This is a genomic window from Psychrobacter sp. 1176_08, assembly GCF_052850615.1.
The window spans coordinates 80966-104478 of record NZ_VXCU01000008.1 but is presented as its reverse complement, the minus strand read 5'-3'; the positions used below and the strand labels follow the sequence as shown (position 1 = coordinate 104478).

The window sequence follows — 23513 nt, the reverse complement described above, 5'->3', positions numbered from 1 at the left end:
ACGATAAATGCTATTCGTGAGTTCTATATATCTGGCAGATAGTAGCACAACGCTCAATCGTTATGCATATCGCCATGCGCTCATTTACTTACTGAGCATTGAGATTGGGTACATGACATAACTTCGCGAGCAAACGATAAATCGTATCAATCAGTTGATGACGATGTACCACTTCATCGACCACACCATGTTCTAGCAGGAACTCTGCGCGTTGGAATGGCTCTTCTAATGTCTCACGTACGGTTTGCTCAATCACGCGCTTACCAGCAAAACCAATCATGGCTTTTGGCTCTGCCAAGTGAATATCACCCAGCATAGCTAAAGAAGCCGTCACCCCACCATAAACAGGGTTGGTCAATACCACAATATAAGGAATGCCAGCGATTCTGAGACGTTCAATGGCGGCAGCCGTTCGTGCCATTTGCATTAAAGACAACAGGCCTTCCTGCATACGAGCGCCGCCAGACGCCGCAAAGCAGATCAAAGGTACTTTATCTTCAAGCGCTTTTTCGGCTGCTTGAACAAAACGGTCACCAACCACTGACCCCATCGAACCACCCATAAAACGAAAATCAAAGGCACAAGTAACGACATCAAGATTGCGCAATTTACCATGCATCACAATCAGCGCTTCACTTTCACCTGTTTTTTCCTGTGCCTCACTCATACGCGCAGGATAGGGCTTGCTATCCACAAAGCTGAGTGGATCTTTGGCAGTAAACTCTTGCCCAAGCTCACCATTAACTTGATCCAGTAACCAGTTCAGACGCTCACGAGCGCTCATCGGTAAATGATGATCGCAATGCGGGCACACATAACAGTTAAAAATCAGCGCTGTATTGGTAATCATTGAGTGGCAGCTACTGCACTCTGTTGATGGCTCGGTCTCAACTGCGGTCAATGGTGCCGTCAGTTGTTGCTTAATCCCTGGTATCTCGCGATTAAACCATGATTGCCCAGCCGTATTGCCTTTTGGCTCAAGGCTTGGCGCACTATCGTTACTAGCATTGGGTTTTGTTATCGTATCAGTCATATTATTCGCCATTATCAAAGGCTTATCGACAAGTTGGCTCATTTACTTGTCCCTAAGAGTAGATTTAAGAGTTGCACATAGTCATAACATGAGCAGTTATCAAGCACACTTATATGCAACTGTAACAATTCATATGTGAGGTTAGTTTACACACGTAAACTAAGTTTAGCAAAGTCATTTCTTACTGTCTGTATAAACATTCTTACAAAGACTGTAATCATGGCTCAGCGCAATTATTTTTATCTTTAAAATTTTTAATGCTCACATTCATATGGCATCAATATTCAGTATTTTAGTAGTAATAATAACTGCTGCTGTTTCACTTGAATAATTGTATCTTATCTTTGCATCTTCTCTATTTGCTTAGGCTTCACTAAGCGCTCAAGCTATCAAGAGCAGCGCGTAGCTCATCCATTTTGGTCATGATTTTTTGCTGGGCATTGGCGACAGCCGTTGCATCATTACCATCTATATCAGCAAAATTCTGTACCAAGGCACTTCCGACGATGACGCCATCTGCATGAGCACCGATCGCTTTGGCTGACGCGGCATCACGAATACCAAAACCGACACATACTGGCAAATCTGTCTCTGCTTTGATTGCTTGAACTTGGGTGGCAACATCGTCTGTATTTAGCGTAGCTGAGCCAGTTACGCCTTTTAAGGAAACATAATAGATATAGCCGCCGCAATGGGTCAGTACTTGCTCACGGCGTTCAGGTAAAGTGGTGGGCGACAGTAAGAAAATCTCATTCATCGCATGCTCAGTTAAATGCTGGGTAAAGCTGCCTGCCTCTGCGGGCGGCAAATCTACCATCAAAATACCATCGACGCCTGACTGCTCACATAGCGCGACAAAATTATCGTAACCGATGATCTCCACAGGATTGAGATAACCCATCAAGATAATTGGAGTCTGAGTGTCTTTCTGACGGAACTCCGCGACCATTTTTAGGGCATCACGCGTACTCGTACCGGCTGCTAGCGCACGCTCGCCTGCCAATGCAACCACGGGACCATCTGCCATTGGGTCAGAAAACGGTAAGCCAAGCTCAATCATATCTGCGCCATGCTTCACCAAGTCATGCAGCAAGTCTACAGTGACGGTAGGATTGGGATCGCCCGCCATCACATAAGGAATGAGGGCTTTTTTATTTTGTGATTTTAAAGTGTCAAAAGTGCTTTCGATTCGAGTCATAAAATTCTCTTAATTTGTATACGGTGGCTCAGCTGGCCCTTTATCAAACAATAAAGGGCGCTAAGCAATTTTTCTTATGAATGATAGTGGCATAGCCTGTTAAAATAATGGCTATTACAACTCAATCCCTTCCGCTTTCATCACTGAATGCAAGTCTTTGTCACCGCGACCTGACATATTGACGATAATGGTCTGGTCAGGCGTCATGGTTTTTGCAAGCTTCAAGGCATAAGCGACCGCATGGGCGGACTCAAGTGCAGGGATGATGCCTTCTTTGCGCGTGGACTCATGGAAGCCTTCTAGAGATTCTTTGTCAGTACAACCAACATACTCAACACGGTTCATGTCTTTTAGGAAGCTGTGCTCAGGACCCACACCTGGGTAATCAAGACCTGCTGAGATAGAATGCGTCTCTTGAATTTGACCGTCATCATCTGCCATAAGATACGTACGGTTGCCATGCAATACACCGATACGACCTGCCGCCAATGGCGCAGAATGACGACCTGACTCGATACCGTCACCGGTCGCCTCAACGCCATACATTTTGACTTCAGGATCGTTTAAGAAATCAAAGAACAAACCAATAGCGTTCGAACCACCACCCACACACGCAACTAGTGCATCAGGTAGTTTGCCTGTTTTTTCTAAATGCTGAATACGCGCTTCTTTACCAATAATCGCTTGGAAATCACGCACTAGCAATGGATAAGGATGCGGACCTGCCACCGTACCAATAATATAATAGGTACTATCGACATTGGTGACCCAATCACGCATGGCTTCGTTCATGGCATCTTTGAGCGTACGAGAACCTGACGTGACTGGCACGACGGTCGCACCAAGCAAGCGCATACGATAGACGTTCATCTTTTGACGCTCGACGTCATCAGCGCCCATATAGACGATACACTCTAGTCCTAGGCGTGCCGCAATCGTGGCTGTTGCCACGCCATGTTGCCCTGCCCCTGTCTCAGCGATGATACGTTTTTTGCCACACATTTTGGCAAGCAATGCTTGTCCAATGGTATTATTCACTTTGTGCGCGCCAGTATGGTTCAAATCTTCACGTTTGAAATAAATTTGCGCACCGCCAATCTCATCGCTCAACCGCTTTGCGTGATACAACGGTGTTGGACGACCCACGTAATTCACCAAATCATTGTGATACTCTTCCCAGAATGCTGGATCTGCTTTGACTTTGGTATAAAGCGTCTCTAGCTCTTCTAGGGCAGCCATCAAGGTTTCAGAGACAAAGCGACCACCGTGTACACCAAAATGTCCGCGTGCATCGGGATACTGGTTAAAATCGGGCACGTTTTCAGGATTGGTAAAGGTATTGATGGCCGTTGCAGTGGTAGATAACTCTTTATTAGCGACATGACTCATGATAATTCCTACTGTAATAAGTGGTATTTTTTAGTATAAATATTAGAAAATGCGGTAAGTAGTAGATGCTTGAATAATGCAGAACTAACTACTCAGGTTCGAAGGTTCGCTAAGCGTCGCGTTTTGCCATCGGTCACGCTTGACCGCTTTCATAAAGGCACGCATTTTAGCAGCATCTTTTTTGCCTTTATCTTTCTCAATACCGCCACTGACATCGACCGCATAAATAGGCAAATCTAATGTCGCAGCGACATTTTCGGCATCCAGTCCACCCGCCAAGATAATCGGCAGAGAGCTGTCTTGCGGAATGAGATTCCAATCAAAGCGCTGGCCTGTCCCGCCATAAGCAGCGGGGTGATAAGCATCCAATAAAATACTACTGGCACCTGCTGCTGCAAATTTGTCAATCTGGGCGCGAACGCTATCGGGCGTATGCTGCTCAGCATTGATACGCAGCGCTTTAATCCAGCGCTTATTGATACTGCTTGCCAGCTGCTGGCACTGCTCAGGGGTTTCGTCGCCATGGAACTGAATGATATCAAAAGAGACCGTGTTTACTAATTCAATCAGCTCATCCTGAGGCATATTGACCACCAATGCGACTACGCTCATAAACGCTGGCACAGAAGCGCTGAGCGTTTTTGCTTGCACAAGCGTAACAGCACGCGGGCTTGGCGGGTAAAACACCAAACCGACTGCATCAGCACCCAATTGCGCCGCAGTCTGAACATCACTAAGCTGGGTAAAACCGCAAAACTTAACGTGCATGATATGACCTTAAATAGAACTCTCAGAATACTGATTTACAATTGGCTCACGACCAATACGACTCGTTAACGCGCCAGATTAAGTATGATGATGATTTGTTAACCAAATGGCAAATCAATTGCATCCAAAAACTTATCCTAGCATACTTTTATTCCTAATTTTGTTTATGATTGACATAAGGTTATTTGAATGTCTAAGACAGCATCAAAAGCGGCAAGCAAGACCCATAATAATGACAAAAACACGAATGCAACCTCGCCTCATTACTTGATGTGGTTCCGTCGTGATCTAAGGCTCCATGACAATACGGCTTTGACAGCACTGTGTGAAAAAGCAGCCACAGACAACGCTCAAGTCAGTGCCGTGTTTTTTTTGACACCCAAACAGTGGCAAGCACACGATATGTCGCTTGTACAAGTCGATCATATTGCCCGCACCTTGCCGATACTGGCAAAAACGCTACAAGATCAACTGAATATCACCCTTATCGTCCATTCTGCTCCAAGCTTTGCTGACTGTATCGATACTTTGACGACCTTGTGTCAAAAAAATCATATCAGTTGCATCATGGCAAATCATGAATACGAAGGTAATGAGATTGACCGTGATGAGCAACTAACCAAACAGCTGGCAAAAGATGATATCGAGTTTATTCGTTGGCACGACCAATGTATATTGCCACCGCAAAGCATCACCACTAACGATGACACCATGTATCAAGTATTTACGCCATTCTATAAAAAATGGCGTCATACCTTGGATGTGGGCGAAATACAGTTACATGACGCACCAGCTATTCGATACAATGATGATGTTGATTTGCAACTATCAAAAACCAGTGTAAACACTATGAAAGAGATAGAGAGTCTTTGCAAAAACACCGTCGAGGATTATCAAAAGACCTTGCAAGACGCAGAAGCACTACAGCACATAGATAGCGAGGAGCAGCTTAAACACGCTCGCGACGCTTATCCTGCGGGTGAAAAAGCAGCCTGCCAGCAGCTAGAGCGTTTCATTGCTGAGGACATCAATGATTACGACGTGGGACGCGATGTGCCTAGCCTGAATGCAACCAGTCAATTATCTGCTTACCTCACGATTGGTACTATTAGTCCACGACTGTGTTATCTACAAGCTCATAAAGCGCAAGAAAAACTGCACGGCAATGATGGCGATAATGAAGACATCAATCGCTGGATAAGTGAATTGGCGTGGCGTGATTTTTATCGTCATGTATTGGTCGATAAGCCAGAGCTAATCCGTCATCAAGCTTACAAGGATGACACGGATAAACGTATTAACTGGTCTTACGGTGATGATGATTTTAAGGCATGGTGTACAGGTAAAACTGGCGTGCCCTTGGTCGATGCTGCCATGAAAAGTCTCAATACCACCGGCTTTATGCACAATCGCTTGCGAATGGTGACGGCTATGTTTTTGACCAAAGACTTATTGATTGATTGGCGATGGGGCGAGCGCTACTTTATGCAGCAACTTATAGATGGTGACTTTGCTTCCAACAATGGTGGCTGGCAATGGAGCGCTTCGACTGGCACGGATTCTGCGCCCTACTTCCGTATCATGAACCCGTTTAGCCAAGGCAAGACTCATGATCCTGATGGAACATTCATCAAGACTTGGCTACCTGAACTCAAAGATATTCCTAATAGCACCCTGCATTCAGAAGAAAAACTCCGCAAGGCGCTCAGTAAAGGAGGTAAATTTGCCAGCCTTGATTATCCTCTACCGATGGTTGAACACAAAAAAGCCCGCGAGCTTGCCATTGCTGAGTTTAAAAAATAATAACGTCGTTCAAACAAACCTTCAGTCATGTCAGTAAGGGGTTTAACCGTTTGCTGACGAGGCTACTGGTAATTGGCACGCCCCTGCACCTTGAGTCGTGACAGTCACGACTGCGCCTGTCATAGCAAACAGTTGCTGTAACTGTGTCTGTGCATTTTTTAGTGCCATATTCATCACATCACCGCGGCACGCACGCTCCAAAACCTCTTCTTTGGCCATGCTCTGTGCTTGGGCTAAAATTTTTGGATCGACTTGCATCATGCCAAACGCACCCGTTTGCCAATCATAAATCTCGATGTCATCCAAATAAACCGCAAATATCTCTGACGGTGGCAACGTGATATTGATTGTTGGCATCAGAGAAGCTGCGCTTGTCGCACTGTCTGTCTGCGCGCCTTCCTGATCGGCACTGGAAGGCTCAGGCTGCACTACCTGAACCATCTCAGGCGTCAATGCGCTCAAATCGATCCCTGCTTGTACTCGACCACGCGCGATAAACAGCCCTTTTTGCTCATCTTGCCACAGCTTCATCCAACTTCCTGGGCGCTTACTGGTAATGACGGTATCTACACTAAACGCGACCGTTTGTAAGCGATTGAGCTGCTGTATCTGAGTAACCACGCCCTCACGAGTGATGGTTTCTATCGGTTCTTCTTTTGTTATATTCTGAACACTATAAATCGCAAACACGATCGCGGCCAAACCAATCAGCAATACTATCCATGACATTGGAGCGATTGGTTTTTTTGCTGAAGAATCGGGGGCATTGTGATTGACAGAAGAGCGATTATCAGGCTTGTTCATATAATCTACCTTAGAATGTGGTGTTTATTTCTATCACATCGTGATAAGTAACAGTCTAAGCAATAAATGCTATGTTTGAGCAATAACTTCAAGTAACAGGTACAAATGCTTTACATAATTACTTATTAAGTACCTCCTTAGAATACGCGATAAATAGGTTTAGAGCTGATAAAAATCGAGTTATAGGCGCTTTATTAGCGTCTTTGAGCCACGTTCGCTTTGAAAAAATAAAAAGTCATTGCGTCTTAGACGAACTTTACCTAACATAGTCAGATTGCGTTGATAAAATGTCGGTATAGATTTATTTAACAGGTTTTGCCCTACAAATGATTTCTATAGCTGCTCAGTATATTGATACATCAATCAGAGTTCGCCACTCTTTCATTAGAGCGGTTTTGTTCATATGCTTTTCTTACAAGCATTTTAGTCGCTAAGACACATCCCAGATTATTACTAAGTGATGACGGTAAGCTTGCGGCGGCAACGAAACAGTTAGCCATACGCTCAACATCCTCTTATTTCTTATTTTTTATCGTTGATAAGGTTACGCTTTATTTATGAAAGCCAGTCAATTTTTATTTGCCACACTAAAAGAAACCCCAAGTGATGCCGATATCGCCTCAAGCCAATTGATGGTACGTGCCGGTCTTATTCGTAAGATTGCTTCTGGGTTATATATTTGGCTGCCCATGGGGCTGCGCGTCTTACAAAAAGTTGAACGTATTGTTCGTGAAGAGATGCAAAACGTGGGTGCGCAAGAAGTACTGATGCCGATGACTCAGCCTGCAGAGCTTTGGCAGACAACAGGACGCTTCGATGATTATGGCCCTGAGCTATTGCGCTTCAAAGATCGCCATGATCGTGACTTTGTACTCGGCCCTACTCATGAAGAAGTCATCACCAACCTTGCTCAAGGCGAGCTGCGCAGCTATAAACAACTGCCAATCAGTTTCTTCCAGATCCAAGGTAAGTTCCGCGACGAGATTCGTCCACGGTTTGGCGTGATGCGCGCTCGTGAATTCACGATGAAAGACGCCTATTCATTCCACGTTGACCAAGCGTCATTGGCGCAAACCTATCACGACATGTATGAAGCTTACACACGCATCTTTACCCGTTTGGGTTTAGATTTCCGTGCCGTACAAGCAGACACCGGTTCCATCGGTGGTTTTGCTTCTCATGAATTCCATGTATTGGCTGATAGCGGTGAAGATGATATCGCTTTCTCAGACGCTTCTGACTACGCAGCCAATGTTGAGCTGGCTGAATCAGTAAGCACTGCTGAGCGGCAAGCGCCTAGCCGAGCACGCGAAGACGTCTTAACAGAGAACATGCCCACCTGTAAGATGGTCGCTGAGCATTTAGACATTCCTTTAGAGCAAACAGTCAAAACCTTGATCGTACACGGTCACACAGAAGATAACGAGCCACAACTGATTGCGATCGTCTTACGTGGTGATCATCAGCTCAATACCATCAAAGCGGAAAAAATCGAAGAGGCCAACGTGCCACTAACTTTGGCGTCTGATGAAGAATTGAAGGTTGCTGGTCTGCACAAAGGATATATCGGTGTTGACTTAGATATGCCCGTATTCGTTGATCGCTCGGCTGCAGCTTTGTCAGACTTTGTGGCTGGTGCCAATGAAGTAAATAAGCACACCGTTGGTCTAAACTGGGAACGCGATGCCAATATTACTCGTATTGTCGATGTCCGCAATGTTCAAGAAGGTGACCCTTCTCCTGATGGAAAAGGTAGCCTAAGAATCAAACGCGGTATCGAAGTGGGTCATATCTTCCAATTAGGTGATAAGTACTCACAGGCGCTGAACTGTACGGTGTCAGGTGAAGATGGTAAGCCAGTGACGCTTATGATGGGTTGTTATGGCATCGGTGTTAGCCGTATCATTGCCGCTGCTATCGAGCAGAACAACGATGAAAACGGCATCATGTGGCCAACCACGCCAACCGTTAATGACTCTATCGCGCCTTTTGAAGTGGCTATCATCCCGATGAAGTCAAAAGAAGAAAACGTCATGCAAACGGCAATGGCACTTTATGAAGAGTTAAAAGCTCAAGGTGTCAATGTGCTACTTGATGACCGTAATGAGCGTCCAGGTGTTAAGTTTGCAGATCTAGAACTTATCGGTATTCCACATCGCATCGTTGTCTCTGATCGCAACCTTGCGGAAGATAAGTACGAATATGTCAATCGCCGTGAAACAGAGAAGCAAATGCTCAGCCGTGAAGAAGTGTTGGCAAAGGTAAGCGGTAAATAATTCTATTGCTAAAGCCTTTAACAAAAAAAAGCGCCTATCCCATCGAATGAGGTAGGCGCTTTTTTATTGGCGAGAACAGTCTATTGAATGTTGTATCTTTTGGCAATGGCTTTACTACGTTTTTGAGTCTCAGTGGCGGTACAAACATTCGCCCCAATCTGAGCATACACTATAGTATTATTCATTGGGCCATCATGTTCAAAGTGACACTTATTATCGCGTTTTTTTAACCATGCGAGTTGTTCTGTATCCAACTGCTGCCGCTCCACTTTATTCAAACGACGATAAGCGCGATTATAGATTTTATTAAGGCGATTTTTCTCAACTATAATGGCATTGTTAGCGCAATCATAGGCCTTTTCCATATATATATCTTCACAAATGTATTCGTTTTCTACAAATGCCGCTTGTGCTGATATTGCGGTAGAAAGAAGCAAAGCGGCTGACCCCGCCACCATTAAAGCATTAGTCATCAGCTTCATGTCTGCACCCTGATCTCATATAGATAAAGTCTACTGATTATAAGATACACCAGCGAGTTATAAAATCTCTATTTATTTATTTATTGACGAATAAGGCGACTCGGTTTCGGTAACAAACTGGCATCGCTGACACGGCACGGATTGATATCAATACCGCCTCGGCGTGTGTACCAAGCACGTACCATTAGCTCACTTGGCTTATAGTATTTGCTCAAATCAGCAAATATCTGCTCGACGCATTGCTCATGAAAGCCATTGTGCTGGCGGAAGCTCAATATATAGCGCAGCATATTTGCGTTACTGAAAGGCTTATCAGTCGTTATCGAAACAGCTAGCGTACCCCAGTCTGGCTGATTGGTCACCGGACAATTACTACGCAGTAGGTTAGAGTAAAAAGTATAAGTCTGAGACTCATCTCTTTCTAACTGACTATCATCTACCTGTGTTTGATCCTGCAACAATGACGCATCTGGATGCTCGCATAGTGTCACTTTTTCTGTGGTATCTGACAAGGCATCTAAGGCATTATCAATGCATATACCCTCAGGCTTGGCAATCAATAAACTTGATAAGTCCTCTTCTAAGCCAAACAATTCAACTGTCACATCGGCTTGTATACAGGCTGATAAGTCTTTAGCAATCAGCGTTTCTACCTCTTGCCAGCTAGCAAATTCGGTAAAATTGATACTGTTCAAATACAGTTTAAGCGACTTTGACTCTACGATATATGGTGAACTGGCAGGAATACTAAAACGCGCGATAGCAACCTGCGAGACACCTTGTGTATTGAGCCAAGACATCTCAAAAGCTTGCCACCAATCGACGCCGACCGTTAACTTGTCAGCATGCCAACCAATGGCATTGCGTCCCATCTCGCGCGCGATGGGATAGAGTGTCTCTGGACTGTACTGCGTGGGATAATTGGTGGTTTGTTCCCCTAAAATACCGTGAATACTCATAAGCTGCCTTGATTACTAGATAACATGAATTATATTAATGGGTCATTATTTTACCGCAATCGACCTATTTGTGCGCGCCTTTTAATAACCAAACCGTACCAACTACCACAATCATTCACTTTCTAAATTAGGCAAAAACCAGGCCACGTGCAGTGTTACAATTGCATCTTTTTCCTTAATACTCCCTATGATAAAAAGATTCCCTTTGGGTTCAGCTTGGATGATTATTGCGGCATTCTTATTTGCCATGATGAGCATTTTAGTCAAAAATGCGTCTACTCACTTGCACATGAATGAATATGAGTTGGCCTTTTGGCGGTCATTATTGCCTGCTCTGGTCATTTTTGGCACGACCCTCGCGCGAAAAAAAACCCTTAAGACGCCATTTTTTTGGGGTCACATGCAGCGTAGTATGGCGGGCACAATGGCATTGTTATTGGCATTCTATGGCTTGGGTCATCTGCCTCTAGCAACATCTGTGACGCTGAACTATACCTCTGTCGTTTTTATTGCCTTGCTGTCCATTTTTTGGCTAAAAGACAAGCCATCACTCAAAACGTGGGTCGCTCTGCTGATGGGGTTGGCGGGTATCTGTCTGATGCTAAAACCTGCCTTCGCCTCAGATAGATTATTAGAGACTTTAATTACCTTGAGTGGCGGTATTTTTACGGCTTTTGCGTTGCTGCAAGTGCGAGAACTATCCTTAATGGGAGAACCTGCGTGGCGAATTGTGTTTTACTTTTCGGCAGTAGCGACCATTGTCTCAGGCATAGCGGCAACGTGGTTTGGTTGGAGTCATCTAACAAGCGAGAGTTTACCTTATATCGTTGGCATTGGTGTGGCAGGGTTGCTTGCGCAGCTGGCGATGACTCATGCCTATCACGTCGGGCAAAAATTCACGGTCGCGGCATTGTCGTATTTAACGGTCGTGTTTTCTGCGATTTATGGGGTCATTTTTGCAGGCGAACGCATTGGCTGGCTAGAGATTTTAGGCATTACGGCAGTCATTTTGGCAGGCATCGTTAGCAGTGTGCCTGAGCGGAAAACAGCTAAACGCTAGCTTGGCGCTTGCGATACGGGTGAATCACTGGTGAACCTTGATGACTCGTCAAAATCTCAATATCCACGTGATACACTTTGCGTAAAATCTCGGATCGTAACACAGCTTTAGGCATACCTTGGGCTTGAATATCACCATCAGACAGTAATATGACTTCATCCGAAAATTGAGCGGCTAGGCTCAAATCATGCAATACCATAATACAAATCAATTGGTGTTGTTGCGTGTAATGCCTAACTTTGTCCAATAAGTTAATTTGATGTGCCATGTCTAGTGCTGAGACGGGTTCATCCAGCAGTAAAATCTTGGGACGGCGAAGTAACGCTTGTGCAAACATCGCCAGCTGTCGCTGTCCGCCGCTCAATGAGCGGATTGAGCGATGCGCCAAATGGGAAATATTCAACTCCGCCAATAACTCGACTGCTTCTCGTAACAACTCATCGCTGATATGACGACTCAAGGCATCCATTCGTCCAAGTATTACTACTTCGAGAGTGGTAAGCTCGGCGTCAGTGTGACTGTCTTGCGGCATATATGCGATAGGTTTGCGCCACGCGTTGAGCTGGGATTTGGTCTGCACTCTCCCTTGATAGTCAATCGTGCCAGAGAATGTAAGCTCACCAAAAATCGCTTTGAGCAAACTGGACTTACCTGCCCCATTTGCGCCCAAAATGGTATAAATATTGCCCGCTTCAAACTGGGCATCAATATCCCTAGCAACGGTGAGCGCGCCATATTGGATCGTTAAACGGTCAAGCTTGAGCATAGCGGACTTCTTCTATCAAATTTTTAAAAACCAATTAAGCAAACAAACCGCTGAACCAATTCATGAGCTTAGTAAACCACGACACATTTTCAGACGTATTGGCAGCAGGATCAGCTTGGCTCGCAGCTGTCGATGATTCAGTATTGTTGTTGGCTTGGTTTTTAGCATTGCCATCACAAACACTTGCGCCACAGCCTAGCTGGATAAAAAATGTACCGTTAGGCTTGACTGGCAAGTATTTTTCATGAAAATTCATGTAGGTTTTTTCAGGGTCGACGTCGGCAAAGGCTGTAGGGTACAAGGCTTTTGCCATGAACTGTGCTGCTGCCAAATCAGACAACGAGCGAGAAGCCGTGTGATAAATACCATATACACGATTATTTTTTACCGCAGGTAGATTCTCCCAACCATTGCGGGTAGTAAAGCCTTTTAGGCGGCGCTGTGCTTCGTCGGCTGGAACATCAATCCCCATTGCCATCGTATTGGGCTGTTTCATGCCCACTTCGGTGCCTGAGATCATAATGACCTCAGGTTTACTCACCAAAACTTGTTCGGGATTAATAGGTCCCCAATTTTCGACAAATGGTTTACTAATATTGTCACCGCCCACAATATCGGCAATCGCACCCCACATATTTTTGCCAAAGGTGAAGCTGTGCTCTTTTGGTCCTTTATCACCAAATTCGACGTAGATCTTAGGTTTGGCAATTTGAACAGCATTCACCCGTTTTTGGATATCCGCGATACCATCAGCGTATTCTTGAGCCACTTGGTCGGCACGTTGCTCACTGCCTGCCAATTGCCCAAATATTTGAGTGCTTTTGACATGGTTTTTCACCGTTTGATCGTTGTAATCAACCACCACCACAGGGATATTTGCCGCTTCAAAACGCGGCATTTCGGCTTTTAACGTATCGTATTGCTGCTTTGCCAATATCACTACATCAGGTTTCATCGCTAAGGTTTTTTCAAACGAAAACGTGCCCCTATCGATATTGCCAATATCGCCAATGCCCTGTAAATTAGGCAATTTTTGATTGTATAAGTCCCAGCTGCCGGGGTTGAATTTTTCCCAAAACTCTCGTGAAATACCGACGACCTGCCCAAAGTTTTCCGCCCCTGTCGCGGCAATATAATCAGGATAATAAAACCCCAACACGACTCGCTTGGCAGGTACATCGACTTGTACATCACGCCCTAACACATCTTTGATGGTTTTGACTTCTGCTTGGGCAGTTAACGTTGTTAACATCAAACTTAACGCCAATGTTCCGCGAATCCAATTTTTCACCGCTTACTCCAAATAATCCAAAATAAAAAAGGCACACCCACAAACGACGTGACAATCCCTACCGGAAACAACGCTCCTGGGATAATCACTTTTGATAATACCGATGAGAATGATAAAAAGGCCGCGCCAGCGAGCATGGTCGCAGGCAAAAAGTAACGCTGATCTTCACCAACAAGCAGCCTTGCGACATGCGGCGCAACCAACCCAATAAAGCCAATTACTCCGACAAAGCTAATTGCTGTTGCCGTCATCATCGCCACCAAAATCAAGGTTTTGATGCGTAAATGAGTCAGATTGACACCAAGTGCTGACGCTCTCTCTTCACCCAGTCGCAGCGCTGTTAATTTCCAACTGTCGCGCATCAGTAGTATGATACAAATACTACTTACGACAGCAACCACCGTCACATTTGTCCAAGTGGATTTGGTTAAACTACCAAATAGCCAAAACAAAATCTGCTGTGAGACTTCAGATGATGCGGTAAATTGTACCAATGACAGTAACGACTGAAAAATAAATAAGAGAGCGATACCCACTAAGATGAGCGTAGAAGCGGCAAACTGCTGCAATGACGCAAATAAAAACAGTACCGCAGAGGCGAGCATCGTCATCGAAAATGCCCCAATAGGCACCGCATATTGCAGTGGCATACCAAAACTACCAAACGCAATAACCAGTGACGCTCCAAACCCTGCTGCCGCTGCAAGTCCTAGTGTATAAGGGCTTGCCATTGGGTTATTGAGTAGCGTCTGCATCTCAGCCCCACCTGCACCAAGCGACGCTCCCACAAGCAAAGCCATAAACGCAATAGGCAAGCGCAGATCATAAACGATGGTATGTGAGGTATCATCCAAACTGCCTATCTGTAGTAAAGACTTAACGACGTCCGCCATCGGTAGCATCGAAGGTCCTGTCATCACATCGAGCACTAGACCCAACAAACACGCTGTCGCCAGTGCCAATAATACCACTCGGCGTTTTGACTCTATGCGACGTTGTTGTCGGATGATTTGTTCGCTGACGGATTGGGTCATCTTATATCTCAATTACCAAGGCAGATTTAAGCTACCTTTTGTCTCAAAAGATGAGAATTATAGTGCTAATGAGGAACATTCGCAATTAATAGTCTTATCTTTCCCCTTATTAAGCCTTTGAATTCATATAATAAGTGCCCTTTCATTTGAAGGGAGATCGATAACAAATTGGGATATAGGAAAGGAAGGGAGCCAAACAACTGAGTATTGGGCCGGGCGTTATTGCTAACGCCCTGCAGTACTCATCTATTATTCGTTGGACAAAAGCGGGTCACGATAAATGGAATAATGAAAAAAGCAACGCTGCCAGTACTCGACAGCTTAGATGATAAGGTAAACTACAAACGAATCCGTGAACCGCTATCGAGCAGGCGATAAGCAATCACATAAAATATCACGCAAAATATAAAAATCGCGACCATTGAATACCAAACATTCACATCAGAGTAGCCTAAAATACCGTAACGAAATGCGTTGACCATATAAACGATAGGATTCAAAAGCGATATGTTCTGCCAAAATGGTGAGAGGTTTTCCATTGAATAAAAGACACCGCCCAAATATGTCAGTGGTGTTAATACAAAGCTTGGAATGATGGAGATATCATCAAACGAGCGGGCAAATACCGCATTAATAAAACCACCCAGTGAGAATAGAATGGAGGTGCCAAGGACAGTAAATATTGTCACAAATAAATGCTCAATACCCAAGTCTGTGAAGAATAGTGCCACTATCGAAACAATGACAGCAATGGCAAGTCCGCGGAAAATACCACCGCTAATATAGCCCATTAAAATAGCATGCTTCGAGACTGGCGACACCAAAAGCTCTTCAATACTGGCCGTAAATTTGGCGCTAAAAAAGCTTGAAACGACATTGGAGTAACTGTTGGTAATAATCGACATCATGATTAAACCAGGCACAATAAACTGCATGTAGGGCACGCCGCCCATCTCGCCCACACGTGAGCCAATCATCTTACCGAAAATAACAAAATACAGACTCATGGTGATAACTGGCGGCAATAACGTCTGTGGCCAGATGCGCAAAATCCTACGAATTTCTTTTAAACAAATCGTACGAAAAGCGACTCCTTTTTTGTGCCACGACATCGATTTATTATGATCTACAATTTCCTGACTCATAACCCCGCCTCCTTCATACTGTCTGTACTTTGAATGTTTTTATCCACTAAGCGCATGAATAACTCTTCTAATCGATTGGCCTTATTACGCATACTGGCTACCGTGATGCCTTGCTCAGATAGCTGATCAAAAACACCATTGAGTGACTCCCCTTCTGTCAAAGTTACTTCAAGTGTCTGACTATCGGGTTGAGAGACATCTGTTACACCTGACAAAGCCAATTTCTGCACAAGTGGCGTACCTAAATCAAAGACAAACGTCTCAACTGATAGCTGTGCCAATAAGTCTTTCATTTCTGTATTGATACGAATCTCACCGTGATCTAAAATTGCAATGCGCTTACAAAGCTGCTCGGCTTCTTCGAGATAATGTGTGGTCAAAATAATTGTGGTGTTTTCTTCAATATTGATCTGCTGCATGAATTCCCACATAGAGCGGCGCAACTCAATATCGACCCCAGCCGTTGGTTCATCCAGAATCAACAGTTTAGGTTTATGAATGAGGGCGCGTGCAATCATCAAACGGCGTTTCATACCACCAGATAGCTCACGTGATTTACTATTGCGCTTATCCCATAACCCAAGAGCTGTTAGTAATCTTTTAGCTCGTGGTCTGGCTTCTTTTGCAGAAATACCAAAGTAACCTGCCTGCGTGATCAAGATATCTTCAACTTTTTCAAACATATTAAAATTAAATTCTTGCGGTACAACTCCAAGATATTGCTTGGCAACCGAAGGATTCTCTAATAAATCTGTCCCAAAAATATGTACGCTACCTGTCGTGGGTTTAAACAGTGAGCTGATAATACCAATCATGGTGGACTTACCAGCACCATTAGGACCAAGTAGTGCAAAAAACCCACCTTGTGGTACAGTTAAATCAACCCCTTTTAATGCCGAAAATCCATTATCATAAGTTTTGGATAAATCTTTTATCATCAGTGCTGGTGTATCAGACATGAGTACCTCTATATCTATTATGAATGTTTATAGCATATTAGGGCGTGTTGAACATGCGATCAGATCACTTTGCAGCGACAGTCTATAAATATTCAACACGCCCTAATATCTAGATAGGACAATGTCATGAAGTGAGGTTATCAGACCCGAATTTCAACTGTCGCTCGTAAGAAGTAACAGATTGATATTACTTATCATCAAAAAAAGCGCCTACTTCATTTAATGAAATAGGCGCTTAACAGAGTATATTGCAAAAATTTAGCGTTGGCTTGAATCAGGATTAGCTTGCTGCTTCAACCATATAATCTACAGCATTTTGAACTTCTTCATCAGGAATATCAGCACCGCCTTTTGCAGGCATGGCATTGAAACCATTGATAGCATGCGTATATAGCGTATCTTTACCTTTTGAAATACGAGGTCCCCAAGCGCCAGCATCACCAAAAATAGGAGAGCCTAATAGGCCTGCAGTATGACATGTATGGCAGACAGCATTGTATACAGCCTTACCATCACGAGGTCCATCCCCTGGTGCTGGCCCAGCCACACGAGCTGTCACATCACAAACTTCGTCATCTTCAAAACATACTTTGGCTACAGGTTGAATACGAGCAATCAAATTAGGGTATAGCGCGATCAGCTTTTGTACTTGTGGCGTGTCTTGAGGGATAGGCTCTTCTTCGGCAGCAGGTGCCGCAGCAGCGGTTTCTGCAGCAGCTTCGCCATCCACTTGCGCAGCTTCATCAGTAGCAGCTTCGCCATCTGTAGTCACGGCCGCGGCTTTGGTGTCGTCCCCTAGCTTTTCAGGCAGGTTATCTACCACTTCCTGTCCCTCTGCTACGTCAGAAACGGTTACAGTAGAAGTGCCTGCAACATCTTCAGCTTGGCTCACCGCGATACTAGCGATTCCTAGAATGGCAGCTGCCGATAACATAACTACTTTTCTCATTCGTCACGTTCTCTTATTACAGATACAGTGGCCTACACGACTCGGACATTCTGTCTGTCCTCCTTTGATGAGCAATCGTCATCAATAGCAAACAGCCATCCCGCGTGTCAACGCACTTGTAATCGGTGATTATAAATATGAATTCTCCCTGACATTATAAGGGAAAAGGCAGGTAAATTGCCATGCTTGTTTAATGACTATCCTGTTTTTTCTTAAAAAACATCAATCGCTGCCTTCACTCATTGGCTTTATGGCTTTTATTTGTTAGACTAAGCCGTCTTTATTTTTCGACACTTTATACGGCTTATAACACTCGTTTAAGTATTGTATTGTTCCATGTCGTCATTATCATGCGCTCGTAGCTCAGTTGGATAGAGTATCGGTCTCCGAAGCCGAGGGTCGTGGGTTCGATTCCCGCCGAGCGCACCATTATTTATAGCTTAATTTTTATTCAAGTTTCGCCTCAAACATTATATTGTTTGAGGTTTTTTTGTGTCTATAATTTCCTTTAAAACCTTTATCTATAAAGCCTAGCTATTGTGTCTTCATCAACCCTTAAGAAGCAGTCTACTCTTTAATAACATAATCGCGATAAGTTTGTGGGCATGCACTCTACCCTTTAAAAATTGGTGACCACCTGCTCGGTGACCAAACGGTGACCATTTTGTGACCAAGGTTGTTGAAGGTCGGTGATGGTTATCGACTCCATTGTCGAGGTAGTTAATCGCTAACTTAGCAACCCATTTTCAATATACCTAGTTGCTCGCTTCACCTCATAGCTATCTGACTTTAATAAATTATCCCAAACATCTAAGCATAGACTCAGAGTAACATCATCCTCATCATCGACCGCTTCATCATATATTCTCTGCAATATTTTGGTTAATTTATCCATTTCACTGTAAACAATTTGTTTAGTTTCATCAGATAGACTGGCTGTAGCTATTTCAATAAATAACTGTAATAACATACTTTTAAAATCACTTAAACATAAAACATGGTTTTCTAAAGCGTAAAATAAATGGTATAGCTTTTTGTTCACTACTTGAGAGTTCATATATATATCAACTAGTTCTTCAGTAATACCTTTATTCCAAAAATTCTTTTCTCGAATACAAGATAGCAAATTTCCTCTTACTTTCTGTGAATCATCGTTAAGTAAGGACCTATATACTTCAACTAGTTTATGTTCTTGTTCTGCATAATCATCCGTGGTCAGAAGTTGAACTAAAACTTGAGCAACACCTAGCTTAACTGACTCATCAGCCATTAAAACAGAGAATATTTCTTTTGCAAATAAATCGTTAAAGAAGTAACGGGCGAAAATTTGTGTGCCAGCCTGCCTACGAACCTCTTCGTACTCAGAAGTAAGCATAAGTCTAACTAAATCTATATACTGATCTTTAAATTTATCTATGAAAGCTGAATTAAAAAAATTATAAGATTCATAAGCACAGCTCATTCTTAAGTCAGATTTACATAAATCTAGAAACCTTTGCAATGCATAATTTATGTCGTAATTTAAGAAAGGAGTCAATAATCTGACTGCTACTATTTTTACAGCTGGATGAGGATCATTTATAGCAGAGTCAATCAAACTCAGATTATCCCGTGCATACTCTTCATTATCCCAAAATATTTTGGCAATACCACCGTATGCAATCCCTCTATAACAGTTTATAGAATTTTGCATTAGACTCTCAGCAGTAGTGTGCTCAGCACCTTCTCCCTCTTGAGGGTCATATACATTGAGCTTGTTATTGTTCGGATTGGATGAGTGAAGAGCAATATCAATAAGCTTATCTAGCATATCAGGATGGTCTATAATCTTTGGAGTATCTGTTAATAATCTTGTCAGTGCTTGACTCTCATCAAAACCTTCAAAATGTCTAATAACTTTGTAACGAAGGTCTAATAGGCAAGGTTGCCAGCTTTCTTTAAAATCTTCCGCTAAATTAGATGAATTGTTATCTGCCAGTCCATAGTAAATATTCTCAATAAACTTCTCATTGATATTTTTTGGCAGTGTTAATGATAGTTTTGCGAACCTCTCAGGCTCATTTTTTACAGCTGTACTTAGACTATTAGAAAATGCGCGTATACTGGATTCTGTAATATTCCCCCTATCTAAAGGTTTCATCTTCCAAGTACTGAAACGTTCTTCGTTTGTGAGTATAAGCTTTGTCCATGCTCTATCAGATAATTTATTCGCTTGTGGTATAGGTGAAACAACTGCACCACCATATGAAGAATCATATGAATAAAAATAAGTATCGCTACAACCTTTAAATCTTCTTTGTAAAACATTATATAAGTCTATGGATTTTTTGCTGATACGATTATCATCAAGTTTATTAAGTAAGAAATATTGAGCTTCTCCCCAATAACTTGTCCAAAAGTTTCCAAATTTTCTTCTCATCTCCAACGCATACTCTATACTCTCAAGATCTTTACTAAGCCCGATACCTGATATTACAATTTCAAGGCAATTAAAAATCTCGTCCTCACAATATGGTGAAAATTTATCAATCAATTTTCCAGCCAGTACCCATCTCGGCTCTTCATAATCATTCCCACAAGCTAACCTAGTAGTCGGATTATCTAGGAGCCATTTAATAATTTGATCAGAATACCCAATGGGTAGATTGAGCAACAGATTTGCAATAATGTGCTCTACAACTGGATGCTTATTCGTTAAATATAACGTCAGTAAATTGAATAGCTCATCTGGTTTATCTGTATACTGTTTACCTGCTTCGAAAAAAATACCTAATACACCTCTTACTAAAGAATCTCTATGTTCATTAAATGAATGTCTTGCGCTGTAGAGCCATATTCTTGTATAAGAGCTTTCATTAATTGAGCTATTAATTATTTCGAAGACCTGAAGCATTAACTCTTTAAGAACATCGTAAGGCAGAGCTTCTGAGATACTTTCTAAGTCTTCGATTTGACCTTCTCTCCATACCTTTCGGTGTAGATGCTTAACCGACTCTTCAGACTCCTTTATATCCAGACTCGAGTCTGTTAATTCTTCTTTATAACCTTCTAAAATTAACTGTATTAAATCAATCGCCTTTCTCGGATAGCTTTTTGCTAACTCATTCCAATCAATGTAATTGACTGCACAACCTAGTTGTAAAAGCTTTTTGCGTACTTCAAACATCTTTTCTGAATCATTTTGAATGTTCCAGCTCAAAGCAGAATAGCATCTATTATTCCACTCCTCAGATATACCGATAAATGGCTCAATTTCTTTTAAAACAATATCAGGTGCTTTGTCAGCTATAGAGCTTAACAATCGAATAGCCAAACCAATTTCCGAGTCAGATCCATTCAGCCATCTGGAAATTATATTTTTTTCTGAAAGCACCGTAACTAGTTGTGAATGTCCAAAACAAGCATGGTCAATAAAAGGCTGACTTAACTCTTCATTATTTATAAGACTTGTAATCAAATTACGCATAGGCGTTTTAATAACTTTGATCTCGCCAACCATATTTATAGCTAAGTACTTGACATGGAAACGAATTTCGGAGCTATCAAACAATGCTGAAATATTTTCGCAAAACACTGATTGTCTGGATTGTGATAATAGTTTTAAGGCATATTTGATATGCTCTCTTCGTATTAGTGTTTGTTCAGACTTAGAGCCAATTTCTTTAAGAAAGTCGTCGCTTGACTGTCGAGCAATATCAAAAAGGCGTTTTCCCAAGTGGTAATCGAATAGTGCTTGATGCTGAAAGCTAACCTGATTACCTGTCTTATTAAAAATACCGACAGATATTATTGCCTCAAGAACATTGGGATTGTGACTGCATAAAGCGTTAATTGATATAGAAAACTGCATCTCTCGGCTTGCTTTTTCTATAAAGTCATCAATAATGGTGTTAGCCGAACTTAAATCATTTATAGCATTGTTTAGTTGCTTCAATCTATCAACCCAATACAAACTTATAAGGTCGCTTTTGCTGTTAAAATTGAGGCTGCCCTGATCATTCTTTATAAGCTGTATGTAAAAACTTAACCATATTGGAATTTTCAAAATAGTCTGCTTGACAGGTGATAACGAGTCATAATTTTCGTATGGTGAAAGTAATTTTTTAACTTCTACAACAGATAGCTCTTTTATTGTTATATGCGCTACTTTATTATTTAGACTTGAAATCCAACTTTGTAATTGAATATCTTCGTTTAAATCAAAGTCTCTACAAGCTAAAACTAGACTAATATCATAGTTATCTTTCCTTAGTTGAATCACTTGATACGCAATTTGTTGACAGACTTGTAAAGCACTGCTTGAGTGACTAGCTGTCCAACGTATGGCGTCTAATTGATCCAAAATAATAATAGCTTTTTTAGCGCCTGCAAACTTATTTAAGCTAAATACAGGTGAATGGCTAAAACCTAAATCATCTCCAAAAGCATCTGCATTTTTTTTAGGACGGTTTCGATCTAATCGTATTGGTAGACATATATGACCCTTCTTTTGCATCTCATCGCACAACTGCAATAGAAAAGCACTTTTACCCATACCCGCTTCTGCTTTAATCAAGGTAATTGGATAGTTATCTATTGAGTCAATACAATTTGCCATTTCAGAACGCTCAATTAAACTACCTTCAATTAAAAAGGGTGTAATTGAATCTCGAAAAGCCTGATTAACACGCTCTATAATAGGGAATAATCTTGTGTCGTTTTCATAAATTCTTTGGTTAAAACCTTGGCCTTTCATACTTTCGAGGAGCTGAAACGATGTAATTGATGAGCGTAAATTGTTATCAGTGGGATAATTTTTTAAGTAGTCAACTATGTTATTAGAGTTACTACTAAAATTCTTATCGATTTTTCCAATAATATTACGTTGAGATTCAGAGTTAGCAGGAAAAGCAATAACCTCAAAATTTTTCAAAAACTGAATAGCTTTTGCAATATCAATCTCTACATTAATGTTTAAACCTAACTTATGACACAAATCTTCAAATAACTTTCGACGTTTACCGCTCTGGTCAACCTGATGTTCAATAAAATCTTGAGGATTAGATGTTGTATTTTTAGCGCTCAAACTTAGTTGGGATAGCTGAGTGAATGATAATGGAGATACGACTTTAAAGGTACAATCTGTTCTCTGTATTTGATTAAAGGCTTTTATCAATACACCCGAAATCTCTAGTGATGATAAGGTCCATACATCCGAATTATTGTGACTAGATTTACATTGATGAAACTCTCTAGATCCGTTTGATTTTTCAACAATCAAATCTACGCCTGTTTCATCTTCACCTAATGGCTCTACAGTTACGGAGGTTATCTCTTCCTCAACTAGTCTTAATAATTGCTCAGCAACCCAAAATTCTTCGTAGCTATTACCGAATTTATCTGCAAACCCACCACCTTCTAATGCCATAGCTGAACTACCTTCACTAATATCAGTATACTGAAAATAGTAGCATGAAAGAATGTTTAGAGAAGATAAATATAGAAATCCTTAATCAAAAAAACCAGAGAGCATTAGCAATCTGGTTATCAAGTACATTTCAAATTGTTACCTGCCCATTGTAAGCTGACCACCAGCAAAGCTAATACATGATTCGCAG

At 42.3% G+C, this 23513-nt stretch carries 17 protein-coding genes and 1 tRNA gene; 4 read left to right on the top strand and 14 right to left on the bottom strand.

Features of this window, described 5'->3' with window-relative positions; translation table 11 throughout:
- Positions 1-88: 88 nt before the first annotated feature.
- The 4 genes from accD to FW759_RS11390 form a co-directional block, all read right to left on the bottom strand.
- A complete protein-coding gene (gene accD, locus FW759_RS11405; protein WP_179288349.1) occupies positions 89-1045 on the bottom strand; it encodes an acetyl-CoA carboxylase, carboxyltransferase subunit beta in 957 nt (318 codons plus the stop codon).
- A 361-nt stretch (positions 1046-1406) separates the two neighbouring features.
- The gene (gene trpA / locus FW759_RS11400; RefSeq protein WP_095569004.1) at positions 1407-2231 is read right to left on the bottom strand and encodes a tryptophan synthase subunit alpha; all 825 of its coding nucleotides are present in this window, start codon (positions 2229-2231) and stop codon (positions 1407-1409) included.
- A 114-nt stretch (positions 2232-2345) separates the two neighbouring features.
- Entirely contained in the window at positions 2346-3548 is a 1203-nt protein-coding gene (gene trpB / locus FW759_RS11395) for a tryptophan synthase subunit beta (protein WP_228139936.1), read from the bottom strand.
- A 156-nt stretch (positions 3549-3704) separates the two neighbouring features.
- On the bottom strand, positions 3705-4388 hold the full coding sequence (locus tag FW759_RS11390) for a phosphoribosylanthranilate isomerase (protein ID WP_446443057.1): 684 nt from the start codon (positions 4386-4388) through the stop codon (positions 3705-3707).
- Between the two features lie 189 nt (positions 4389-4577).
- Here FW759_RS11390 and FW759_RS11385 point away from each other — a divergent pair, with 189 nt between their 5' ends.
- Positions 4578-6191 carry a cryptochrome/photolyase family protein gene (locus FW759_RS11385; RefSeq protein WP_446443056.1) on the top strand — a complete coding sequence of 538 codons (1614 nt, stop codon included), beginning with the start codon at positions 4578-4580 and terminating at the stop codon, positions 6189-6191.
- A gap of 42 nt (positions 6192-6233) precedes the next feature.
- On the opposite strand, the gene FW759_RS11380 is transcribed toward FW759_RS11385, so the two are convergent.
- Positions 6234-6995 carry a DUF4230 domain-containing protein gene (locus FW759_RS11380; protein WP_446443055.1) on the bottom strand — a complete coding sequence of 254 codons (762 nt, stop codon included), beginning with the start codon at positions 6993-6995 and terminating at the stop codon, positions 6234-6236.
- 557 nt (positions 6996-7552) lie between these two features.
- Here FW759_RS11380 and FW759_RS11375 point away from each other — a divergent pair.
- The gene (locus FW759_RS11375; protein ID WP_446443054.1) at positions 7553-9271 is read left to right on the top strand and encodes a proline--tRNA ligase; all 1719 of its coding nucleotides are present in this window, start codon (positions 7553-7555) and stop codon (positions 9269-9271) included.
- An 80-nt stretch (positions 9272-9351) separates the two neighbouring features.
- Here the strand turns inward: FW759_RS11375 and FW759_RS11370 are convergent, their stop codons facing one another.
- The gene (locus tag FW759_RS11370) at positions 9352-9753 is read right to left on the bottom strand and encodes a lysozyme inhibitor LprI family protein (protein WP_446443053.1); all 402 of its coding nucleotides are present in this window, start codon (positions 9751-9753) and stop codon (positions 9352-9354) included.
- Positions 9754-9833: 80 nt separating this feature from the next.
- Entirely contained in the window at positions 9834-10712 is an 879-nt protein-coding gene (queF, locus tag FW759_RS11365; protein WP_446443052.1) for an NADPH-dependent 7-cyano-7-deazaguanine reductase QueF, read from the bottom strand.
- Between the two features lie 205 nt (positions 10713-10917).
- On the opposite strand from queF, the gene FW759_RS11360 reads away from it, so the two are divergent.
- Entirely contained in the window at positions 10918-11772 is an 855-nt protein-coding gene (locus tag FW759_RS11360) for a DMT family transporter (RefSeq protein WP_446443051.1), read from the top strand.
- On the opposite strand, the gene FW759_RS11355 is transcribed toward FW759_RS11360, so the two are convergent.
- The 6 genes from FW759_RS11355 to FW759_RS11330 all read right to left on the bottom strand — a co-directional run bounded on the left by FW759_RS11355 (position 11762) and on the right by FW759_RS11330 (position 17901).
- Positions 11762-12538: an ABC transporter ATP-binding protein gene (locus FW759_RS11355; RefSeq protein ID WP_446443050.1), complete on the bottom strand. Its 777-nt coding sequence runs from the start codon at positions 12536-12538 to the stop codon at positions 11762-11764. The genes FW759_RS11360 and FW759_RS11355 overlap by 11 nt on opposite strands.
- A 34-nt stretch (positions 12539-12572) precedes the next feature.
- Positions 12573-13829: an ABC transporter substrate-binding protein gene (locus tag FW759_RS11350; RefSeq protein ID WP_446443049.1), complete on the bottom strand. Its 1257-nt coding sequence runs from the start codon at positions 13827-13829 to the stop codon at positions 12573-12575.
- Positions 13826-14863 carry a FecCD family ABC transporter permease gene (locus tag FW759_RS11345; protein ID WP_446443048.1) on the bottom strand — a complete coding sequence of 346 codons (1038 nt, stop codon included), beginning with the start codon at positions 14861-14863 and terminating at the stop codon, positions 13826-13828. The genes FW759_RS11350 and FW759_RS11345 overlap by 4 nt, the downstream gene beginning before the upstream one ends.
- 338 nt (positions 14864-15201) lie before the next feature.
- The gene (locus tag FW759_RS11340; RefSeq protein ID WP_062845827.1) at positions 15202-15975 is read right to left on the bottom strand and encodes an ABC transporter permease; all 774 of its coding nucleotides are present in this window, start codon (positions 15973-15975) and stop codon (positions 15202-15204) included.
- Positions 15976-16004: 29 nt separating this feature from the next.
- On the bottom strand, positions 16005-16967 hold the full coding sequence (locus FW759_RS11335; protein ID WP_446443047.1) for an ABC transporter ATP-binding protein: 963 nt from the start codon (positions 16965-16967) through the stop codon (positions 16005-16007).
- A gap of 280 nt (positions 16968-17247) precedes the next feature.
- Positions 17248-17901, bottom strand: a complete 654-nt coding sequence (locus tag FW759_RS11330) for a c-type cytochrome (protein ID WP_095569016.1) — start codon at positions 17899-17901, stop codon at positions 17248-17250.
- 367 nt (positions 17902-18268) lie between these two features.
- Here FW759_RS11330 and FW759_RS11325 point away from each other — a divergent pair.
- Positions 18269-18345 (top strand) — tRNA-Arg (locus tag FW759_RS11325).
- A 298-nt stretch (positions 18346-18643) separates the two neighbouring features.
- On the opposite strand, the gene FW759_RS11320 is transcribed toward FW759_RS11325, so the two are convergent.
- On the bottom strand, positions 18644-23323 hold the full coding sequence (locus FW759_RS11320) for a hypothetical protein (protein WP_290177023.1): 4680 nt from the start codon (positions 23321-23323) through the stop codon (positions 18644-18646).
- Between the last annotated feature and the right edge of the window lie 190 nt (positions 23324-23513).

What these genes read in the sequence shown, in the direction of transcription:
- accD (WP_179288349.1), bottom strand. Translation starts at nt 1,045, where the DNA reads ATGGCGAATAATATGACTGATACGATAACAAAACCCAATGCTAGTAAC.
- trpA (WP_095569004.1), bottom strand. Translation starts at nt 2,231, where the DNA reads ATGACTCGAATCGAAAGCACTTTTGACACTTTAAAATCACAAAATAAA.
- FW759_RS11390 (WP_446443057.1), bottom strand. Translation starts at nt 4,388, where the DNA reads ATGCACGTTAAGTTTTGCGGTTTTACCCAGCTTAGTGATGTTCAGACT.
- FW759_RS11385 (WP_446443056.1), top strand. Translation starts at nt 4,578, where the DNA reads ATGTCTAAGACAGCATCAAAAGCGGCAAGCAAGACCCATAATAATGAC.
- FW759_RS11380 (WP_446443055.1), bottom strand. Translation starts at nt 6,995, where the DNA reads ATGAACAAGCCTGATAATCGCTCTTCTGTCAATCACAATGCCCCCGAT.
- FW759_RS11375 (WP_446443054.1), top strand. Translation starts at nt 7,553, where the DNA reads ATGAAAGCCAGTCAATTTTTATTTGCCACACTAAAAGAAACCCCAAGT.
- FW759_RS11370 (WP_446443053.1), bottom strand. Translation starts at nt 9,753, where the DNA reads ATGAAGCTGATGACTAATGCTTTAATGGTGGCGGGGTCAGCCGCTTTG.
- queF (WP_446443052.1), bottom strand. Translation starts at nt 10,712, where the DNA reads ATGAGTATTCACGGTATTTTAGGGGAACAAACCACCAATTATCCCACG.
- FW759_RS11355 (WP_446443050.1), bottom strand. Translation starts at nt 12,538, where the DNA reads ATGCTCAAGCTTGACCGTTTAACGATCCAATATGGCGCGCTCACCGTT.
- FW759_RS11345 (WP_446443048.1), bottom strand. Translation starts at nt 14,863, where the DNA reads ATGACCCAATCCGTCAGCGAACAAATCATCCGACAACAACGTCGCATA.
- FW759_RS11340 (WP_062845827.1), bottom strand. Translation starts at nt 15,975, where the DNA reads ATGTCGTGGCACAAAAAAGGAGTCGCTTTTCGTACGATTTGTTTAAAA.
- FW759_RS11335 (WP_446443047.1), bottom strand. Translation starts at nt 16,967, where the DNA reads ATGTCTGATACACCAGCACTGATGATAAAAGATTTATCCAAAACTTAT.
- FW759_RS11330 (WP_095569016.1), bottom strand. Translation starts at nt 17,901, where the DNA reads ATGTTATCGGCAGCTGCCATTCTAGGAATCGCTAGTATCGCGGTGAGC.
- FW759_RS11320 (WP_290177023.1), bottom strand. Translation starts at nt 23,323, where the DNA reads ATGGCATTAGAAGGTGGTGGGTTTGCAGATAAATTCGGTAATAGCTAC.